This window comes from Paenibacillus sp. 01T442, from assembly GCF_056398345.1.
Genome location: NZ_JBFTPF010000166.1, coordinates 1 through 3,632, shown reverse-complemented (window position 1 = coordinate 3,632; position 3,632 = coordinate 1). Strand labels below are relative to the sequence as shown.

Below are 3,632 nucleotides of genomic sequence, written 5' to 3'. Positions count from 1 at the left end.
TCATTGATGTTGGGACCATTGTATCATTTGCAAGTAGAAGAGGCTCGCATTGCTGCCGCAAGGGAATTGTATCGTGTGACCAAGAACGATGGCATCGTGTTTGTCGCTTTTCAAAGTCGGATGCGAATGCTTCTAACTTCGTTGCTCTTCCCAAATGCTTGGAAACCGAATGACAACATGGCTGCGATTGAGCATTTTATAGAGGAAGGTATTTTTAATCATACAGATGCAGGTCGTTTCACGGGGGCTTATTATTACAATGTGGAAGACATCAAGCCTTTTATGGAAAGCCAAGGATTTGAGACATTAGATCTGATTGGATCTTCTAATCTTGGGGCATTGTTATCCCAAGAACAGAAGCAATATTGGACGGATCGTGGGGAAAAGGACGCGTTCATTGATCTTCTCATTCGACTAGCGCGTGATCCATCGGTGTTAGGGGTTTCCTCGCATTTGTTATATATCGGGAGAAAAGTAGGAGTGTGAAGAGATGACAGAACGTGATGTAAGCCTTAAATGGTTAGACTGGGCCAAACAAATACAAGCGATTGCCCAGATTGGTTTAACGTATTCGAAGGATGTCTACGATTTGGAACGATTCCAAGCACTTCGGGAAATAAGTGTTGATATTCTAGATACGTACACTTTGGCAGGGAAGGATACGATTAACCTTAGCTTTGCCAATGAAACCGGGTACGCTACTCCGAAGGTGGATATTCGAGGCGTTGTTTTTGAAGAGGATAAAATACTACTTGTGAAGGAAAAAGCAGATGGTGCCTGGGCTCTACCAGGGGGTTGGGCCGATATTGGTTACTCACCTTCGGAAGTTGCTGTGAAAGAGATCAGAGAAGAGGCAGGTTTTGATGTGGTGCCCGTCCGGTTGCTTGCTGTTCTAGATAAAAAGTTCCATGCTCATCCACCTGAACCCTATCACATCTATAAGATGTTTATTCTTTGCAAAATAATTGGCGGCGAAGCGCTTGTCGGCGTGGAGACGAGTGAGGTGCGTTTTTTCAGTGAAAGTGAACTTCCCGAATTATCAGCAGAACGGAATACGATTGCACAAGTGAAGAGTATGTTTGATTATTTGAGAGATCCGRATAAAGCGGTTAGATTAGACTGAAAGGAGGGCGATCGATATGGAACATCTACAATATCCGATTGGGAGATTCGAACGGATCGAGCATCCCACACAATCGGATCGGGATAAATGGGTGACCGACGTTGCGGAGACAGCGAATTTATTGCGAATGACGGTCTTACATCTAAATCAGGATCAACGGTTAACAACATATCGCCCTGGCGGATGGACGGTTCAACAAGTTGTTCACCATATGGCGGACAATGATATGAATGCTTTCCTGCGTTTCAAGCGAGCCCTTACAGAGGACAGTCCCATTGCAAGCTCGTACCGGGAAGATTTATGGGCAGAGTTGAGCGATTATCAGGTACCGATTGAAGCTTCGATTCAGCTATTGGAATCGATACATATTCGTTTTGTAGCTGTGCTCCGTTCGTTAAGTCCTTCGGATTTCAAGAAGACTTTTACGAGTCCAGTCCTTGGAGTACTTAGTCTGGAAACGGCACTGCAACGTTTGGTATGGCATGATCGACATCACATTGCTCAGATCGCATCACTGAAGGAACGAATGGGTTGGTAGGTACACGATTAAAACGAGCAAATTCCATTGTTACATTCAAGGGCTGCCGAGTCTGATCTCGGTGGCCTTTTTCTAATTGTGAAGTATATTTCTCTACTTAGTGAGAACAAATTAGCAAACAGGTGTCCCTAAAGCAGGAAATAGGAGGGATTTTGTCGAAAAGGAATGATTCGTGGAAATCAAACCGTGTGTTACGGAGGTAAAATGAAAAAAGGTTTGAAAATGAGTGTTAAGTTGGCAACTGTTCTTGCTGGGGTATCTATGGTAATAGGGAATCTCAGTGCATTAGCAGCAGGCAACGATGATCAGAGCGCTGCAATAGACTATTTGAATGACGTCAGAGCACATATGGGCATTCCATTGATGGAATTAGATCCTTCACTTACAACTGCAGCTGGAAAACATGCGAATTATCTCCTACTCAATCAAGAGAACGGCYATACAGAAACACCAAATAAGCAAGGGTTCTCTGGCAAACTTCCCTGKGATCGGGCAGCCGCTGCAGGCCTGGATACAGATAAATTCGGTGTGTTTGAGGATGTTTCGTTTACGACCGATTCGCCAGAAGTTGGTATGCAGTCTTTACTGGATGCTCCGCTTCATAGATCGAGCTTGATTCTCCCGGACATGTCACTACTAGGCGTAGGGTATAACAAGCATGCACTTGTTCTAAACCCTGCTAAGAAGTGGTTTACCCACACAGGAACAGGCGTTTATCCCTACGATGGACAGACAGGGGTACCGATTGGATTTTATGGGTTCGAGATACCGAATCCTTTGGAACAATTCAATTTGGAGAAGTCAGGTTATTTTATTACATATGCAGGGGTAGCTCAAGATAAGATGGACGTGACCGCCTCGCTGAGGAATAGTAAAGATGAATCTATCGAGATTTACAAATTGAAGCAAGAGCTTGGCGATATGAACGCTTGGCATATTATTCCAAAAAATGAACTTGCATATGGAGAAACGTATACGGTAACTGTTGATAGTAAAACATGTTCTTTCACAACGGTAGAAAATCCAGCTGAGCCATCTAAGGAACAGAAAGGCAATCCGGTCAAAACGGACCCGCCTAAGAAATATACGCATAACGATGTGGGTATTCGTATCAATGGGACTTACATAGACGTTTCTCCAAAGGCGAAAATCATTGGCGAAAGTACATTCATCCCGCTTCGTGGCGTATTTGAAGCGTTGGGAGCCAAAGTGATTTGGGAAGGAACTCGTCAAGAAGTTACGATTGTGAAAGGATCAAAAACGATTGTTTTGTCAATTGGGAAGAAGCAAGCCCTAGTTAACGAAACATGGCAGGCACTTTCGAACGCGCCTTTTATTTCCACTGAAGGCACTACGTATGTTCCCTTACGATTTGCTACCGAAGCGCTTGGCGCGCAGGTGGCTTGGGAAAGTGATAAGTGGACAGCTGTCATCAATCAGCTTGAATAAATAAGATAAAGTACAGAAAAAGCCAGCGGGTTTCCGCTGGCTTTTCGCTGTGTAGTTGCTCGTGAGAGTTGTTTGAGGGATTTAGGGTTCGTTATTTCAGAAAAATCGAATGTATTTGGGAATGAGGGGAACGTGTGTGCACTATTTAATCGTATTTTTAAAATTTTTACGTTTTTCGTACAAATAAGACACTGAGGTTCCCTTTCAATTACCATATAGAGCTTGAAATCACAAATATGGCATCCTAGTTCCCTCTGCTCCATTACTAACCAGTTGAATTAGAACACTAATGCCAAATGGGTCGTTACATGAATTCTCATTCTTCCTCTTCCGTAAAAGGAAACGTGATCTCAACCTCRGTCCCYACACCGGGGACACTTCGATAAGTAAGCTTCGCTGGATCTCCGAAATAGTGGCGAATACGCTCGCTAACATTCTTAACGCCGAAGCTGCTCCCGCCGATCCGACTGCGGCTAATGCCCGCCATCATATCCTCGATAAGGTTGGGACTCATGCCCACAC

General features: G+C 44.2%; 4 protein-coding genes and 1 pseudogene. 4 read left to right on the top strand and 1 reads right to left on the bottom strand.

The features are described 5' to 3' along the window. The 4 genes and pseudogenes from AC1DLM_RS34980 to AC1DLM_RS34965 form a co-directional block, all read left to right on the top strand. Window positions 1-486: pseudogene (locus AC1DLM_RS34980) on the top strand (class I SAM-dependent methyltransferase); the annotation flags it as partial. Between the two features lie 4 nt (window positions 487-490). Further along, window positions 491-1,123, top strand: coding sequence for an NUDIX hydrolase (locus AC1DLM_RS34975; RefSeq protein ID WP_477572577.1), 633 nt, complete (start codon window positions 491-493; stop codon window positions 1,121-1,123). Between the two features lie 16 nt (window positions 1,124-1,139). Continuing rightward, window positions 1,140-1,661, top strand: coding sequence for a YfiT family bacillithiol transferase (locus AC1DLM_RS34970; RefSeq protein ID WP_477572576.1), 522 nt, complete (start codon window positions 1,140-1,142; stop codon window positions 1,659-1,661). Window positions 1,662-1,865: 204 nt separating this feature from the next. After that, on the top strand, window positions 1,866-3,110 hold the full coding sequence (locus AC1DLM_RS34965) for a stalk domain-containing protein (protein ID WP_477572575.1): 1,245 nt from the start codon (window positions 1,866-1,868) through the stop codon (window positions 3,108-3,110). Between the two features lie 316 nt (window positions 3,111-3,426). Here AC1DLM_RS34965 and AC1DLM_RS34960 read toward each other — a convergent pair. After that, on the bottom strand, window positions 3,427-3,632 hold a 206-nt coding region (locus tag AC1DLM_RS34960), incomplete at its 5' end, for a sensor histidine kinase (RefSeq protein ID WP_477572574.1).

Excerpts from the sequence above, each read along its gene's own strand:
- AC1DLM_RS34970 (WP_477572576.1), top strand. The coding sequence starts at position 1,140 with ATGGAACATCTACAATATCCGATTGGGAGATTCGAACGGATCGAGCAT.